Below are 4217 nucleotides of genomic sequence, written 5' to 3'. Positions count from 1 at the left end.
GTTCTGCCAGCGCTTCCGGGTGCGGCGAACGGAGCGCCGGAAGGCGCGGCCGACCCGCGCAGGTTCTGGCATGACGGCGTTGTCGTCATCGACGCGGCCTTCGATGGCGAGGGCCGGTTGTCGCCGCTCGCGCAGGACGCGGACGACCTGCTGGTAGTGCTCCAGCCGCACCCCGCCTCGGTCACCTCGGCCTACGCGGGCATCAAGCGCCTGCACCACACCCACGGCCTGCAGCAGATGCGCTTCCTGCTCAACAACGTGGCCGACGTGCAGGCCGCGCGCCAGATCATGAACAACCTCGCCCATGCGGGCAGCCGCTACCTGGCGCTGTCGCTGCAGCCCGCGGGCTGGGTGCGCTTCGACCCGCTCGTCGCCGACGCCTCGCGGCTGAAGAAGACCATCGCCGAGGCTTTTCCCGCGAGCCATGCGGCGGTCGATTTCCGCCGTGCCGCGGGCGAGATGGACCAGTGGCCATGGCCCGAGGCAGCGCCGCTGCGGGCCGCCGCCTGAGCCGCCGGCTCCGCACCGGGAAGGAAGGACGCACGCACGGCCATGTACACCGCACAAGGAACCATAGAGAAATCGCACCTGCTCGCGCAGCACCAGCCGCTGGTGCGACGCATCGCGCTGCAGATGATGGCGAAGCTGCCGGCCAGCGTGGAGCTGGACGACCTGATCCAGGCCGGCATGCTCGGCCTGCTGGACGCATCCGCGCGCTACCAGGACAACCGGGGCGCACAGTTCGAGACCTTCGTCAGCCAGCGCATACGCGGCGCCATGCTCGACGAGCTGCGCGCCGCCGACTGGGGCTCGCGCGGACTGCGCCAGTCGGCGCGCGGCATCGAGAAGGCGATACAGGCACTCGGCCACAAGCTCGGCCGCGCTCCCACCGAAGGCGAGATTGCCCGGGAACTGAAGATGGACATCGAGGCGTACCAGTCGCTGCTGCAGGAGATCCAGGGCTGCCAGCTGCTGTACGTCGAAGACTTCTCCAAGGACGATGCCGACAACGGCTTCCTCGACAGCCATTCGCAGGACGCGCGCAAGGACCGCCGCGGCAGCGACGACCCGCTGGAGCAGCTGCTGGAAAGCGGCTTCCGCCACCAGCTGGTGGACGCCATTTCCGCGCTGCCCGAGCGCGACCAGCTGCTGCTGAACCTCTACTACGAGGAGGAGCTGAACCTGCGAGAGATCGGCGCCATCCTCGAGGTGAGCCAGTCGCGCGTGTGCCAGCTGCACAGCCAGGCGATCAGCAGATTGCGGGCGAAGCTGAAGGATGTGCTCTAGGGCCTGTGTTCCGCTCCCAAACAGGTGAAATAGGCGTTGTCCGTCAGCGTCGCGCGCCCTGCGCTGGCTTGCGGAGCCCGGGCCGACCCTGAAACTCGGAGCCTTGCCAAAGACTCCGAAGCAACCCTCCTCAAGACTGCGGGCCAGCCGCCCCATCGGCGAGTACGCGCTCATCGGCTCCACCCACAGCGCGGCGCTGGTGCATCTGAGCGGCGACATCGAGTGGCTGTGCCTGCCGCGCTTCGACTCGGCCGCGATGTTCGCCAGCCTCCTCGGCGACGAGCGCAACGGCCACTGGACCATGCGCGCACGCGACCGCAAGGCGCGCGTCTCCCGCCGCTACCTGCCCGGCACCGTGGTGCTGGAGACCACGATTCGTACAAGCACGGGCGTGGCCGTCGTCACCGACTTCATGCCTCGCCCCGCGCTCGACGGCACACACGAGATGGTGCGCATCGTGCGGGGCGTGCGCGGGACGGTGAGCATGCACACGGAGTTCCGCATCCGTTTCAACTACGGCGAGTGGTGCCCGTGGATGGAGCGGCGCGACGGCGCGGTGTTCGCCACGGCAGGGCCCGACGCGGTGCGCATCAGCTCCGGCGTGCCGCTGACCAACGAGAACTTCGCGAGCTTTGCCGACTTCGAGGTGTCCGCGGGCCAGTCCATTGCGTTCAACCTCGACTGGTTTCCCTCTCACCTGAAGCCGCCGGTGACGCGCGACGCCAACGCGCTGTTGGCGCGCACGGTCGCCGAGTGGAGCGCCTGGACCGATCGCTGCGGCTATCACGGCGAGTTCCATGAGCCGGTGATGCGCTCGCTGCTCACGCTCAAGGCGCTCACCTACGAGCCCACCGGCGGCATCGTCGCCGCGCCGAGCACTTCGCTGCCCGAACTGCCCGGCGGCGGGCGGAACTGGGACTACCGCTTCTGCTGGCTGCGCGACGCGGCGCTCACGCTCTATGCGCTGATCGGCTCGGGCTACGTCGAGGAAGCCAGCGCATGGCGTTGGTGGCTGATGCGCGCGGTGGGCGGATCGCCCGAGGAGCTGCAGGTGATGTACGGCCTGCATGGCGAACGCTCGCTCACCGAGCTCGAACTGGGCTGGCTGCGAGGCTACGAGGGCAGCCGCCCGGTGCGCATAGGCAACGGCGCGCACGGGCAGCGCCAGCTCGACGTATACGGCTCGGTCATCGCGGCCTTCCATGCGGCGCGCAAGGCAGGGCTGGCGGACATGGACAAGCTGTGGCCGCTGGAGCGCGCCGTCGCGAAGCAGCTGATGGAGCTCTGGCGCGAGCCCGACTGCGGCCTGTGGGAGGTGCGCGGCGAGCCCCGCCACTTCGTGCATTCCAAGATCATGTGCTGGCTGGCCTTCGACCGCGTGATCGCCAGCGCAACCGAATACGGACTCGAGGGCCCCATCGACCGCTGGCGCGAGGCGCGCGACCAGATTCACGCCGAGGTCTGCGCGCGCGGCTACGACGCGGCGAGCAACTCGTTCGTGCAGTACTACGGCGCCGACGCGGTGGACGCGGCGCTGCTGTGGATGCCGCTGATCGGCTTCCTGCCGATCCACGACACGCGCGTGCAGGGAACGGTCGCACGCATCGAGAAGGAGCTGGTCTTCAACGGGCTGGTGTACCGCTACCGCACCGAGAAGGGCGTCGATGGCCTCGGAGGAAGCGAGGGCGCCTTCCTGGCGTGCAGCTTCTGGCTTGCGAACGTGTACGTGGCCATGGGCAAGGTGCGCAAGGCGCGCGCGCTCTTCAGGCGCCTGCTCGCGCTGGGCAACGACCTGGGCCTGTTCGCCGAGGAATACGACCCGGTGGCGCAGCGCCAGCTGGGCAATTTCCCGCAGGCTTTCTCGCACATCGGACTGATCAACAGCGCGCATGCACTGGCGTCGGCTGCCGGCGGCGTGTGGGAGCTGGCGGACCTCGATGGCAAGGCTGCGCCACGGAAGAAGAAAGAGAAAAAAGAAGAGGGGAACGCGCCCGTCAGGAAGCGTGCGCGAGCGCGAACTCCTCGGCGCTGAACACGGTGTGGAAGACCGTGCCGTCGAACATCTCGAACAGCTTCTTCGAGACCTCGCGGCTTTCGTGGCGCACGGGCGAGTCGAGCGCGCGGGCGATGTCCTCGCGGCTCGCGTAGCGGATCGACAGCACCATCGCCAGCTCGGGGTCGCCCACGTCGCTTTCCAGCTGGCGAAGCACACGCACTTCGAGCGCGCCGGGAAAACGGGTCCACAGCGGCACCAGCCTGTCGTGCACGTGGCGGTCGAAGGCTTCTTCCATGCCGGCCTTGACCCGGCCCCTGAAGAATGCGCAGCGGATGAACATGGCTTTTCTTCCTTCCTGTGTCGTGTCTGTGTGTGAGGAGGCGAGGGCGATTCAGCCGCGCTCGTAGCCGCTGAACTGCCGCATCATCTCGGCCGTGTCCCGCGCGCCGAGCCCGGCCGCGACGAAGGCGCGATGCAGATCCGAGACGGCGCCCGCAAGCGGCAGCGGAAGGCGCTGGCCCTGCGAGAAGGCCTGCACCGCCTCGAGGTCCTTGAGCATGTTGTCGATACGGCCGGTGGGCGTGTAGTCGCGCGCGGCCATCCTGGGGCCGAACTCGCGCAGGATCTGGCTGTCGGCACGGCCGCCGGCCAGCGCGGCGGGCAGCTTCGAGGCATCGACGCCGCCGGCCTCTGCCAGCCGCACCGCCTCGGCCACGGCCTGGAAGCCGATGGCGCACAGCAGTTGGTTGACCAGCTTGGTCGTCTGGCCCGCGCCGCTTTCGCCCATGTGGGTGTAGTTGGCGCACAGGCTGTCCATCACGGCGCGTGCGCGCTGCACGTCTTCTGCGCTGCCGCCGGCCATCACGGTGAGCTGGCCGAGCAGCGCCTGGGGCGCGCCGCCCGAGAGCGGCGCATCGACGAAGCCCATGCCCGT

General features: G+C 69.0%; 5 protein-coding genes. 3 read left to right on the top strand and 2 right to left on the bottom strand.

All coding sequences use genetic code 11. The features are described from left to right. From QMO14_RS32870 to QMO14_RS32860, 3 genes are all read left to right on the top strand, one after another. The coding region (locus tag QMO14_RS32870; RefSeq protein WP_367618191.1) for a MinD/ParA family protein at positions 1-510 on the top strand (510 nt) is incomplete at its 5' end. Positions 511-552: 42 nt separating this feature from the next. Then, positions 553-1287 (top strand): RNA polymerase sigma factor FliA, encoded by a 735-nt coding sequence (locus QMO14_RS32865; protein WP_301512312.1) that lies wholly within the window; start codon positions 553-555, stop codon positions 1285-1287. 103 nt (positions 1288-1390) lie between these two features. After that, a complete protein-coding gene (locus QMO14_RS32860; RefSeq protein ID WP_301512311.1) occupies positions 1391-3319 on the top strand; it encodes a glycoside hydrolase family 15 protein in 1929 nt (642 codons plus the stop codon). On the opposite strand, the gene QMO14_RS32855 is transcribed toward QMO14_RS32860, so the two are convergent. After that, entirely contained in the window at positions 3282-3623 is a 342-nt protein-coding gene (locus QMO14_RS32855) for a hypothetical protein (RefSeq protein WP_301512310.1), read from the bottom strand. The genes QMO14_RS32860 and QMO14_RS32855 overlap by 38 nt on opposite strands. A 51-nt stretch (positions 3624-3674) precedes the next feature. Beyond that, the coding region (locus QMO14_RS32850) for an NAD(P)-dependent oxidoreductase (RefSeq protein ID WP_301512309.1) at positions 3675-4217 on the bottom strand (543 nt) is incomplete at its 5' end.

Source organism: Variovorax sp. CAN15, from assembly GCF_030462475.1.
Taxonomy (GTDB): Bacteria; Pseudomonadota; Gammaproteobacteria; order Burkholderiales; family Burkholderiaceae_C; genus Variovorax.
Note: the sequence above shows the minus strand (reverse complement) of the source record. Positions and strands in the feature narration are given on the sequence as shown.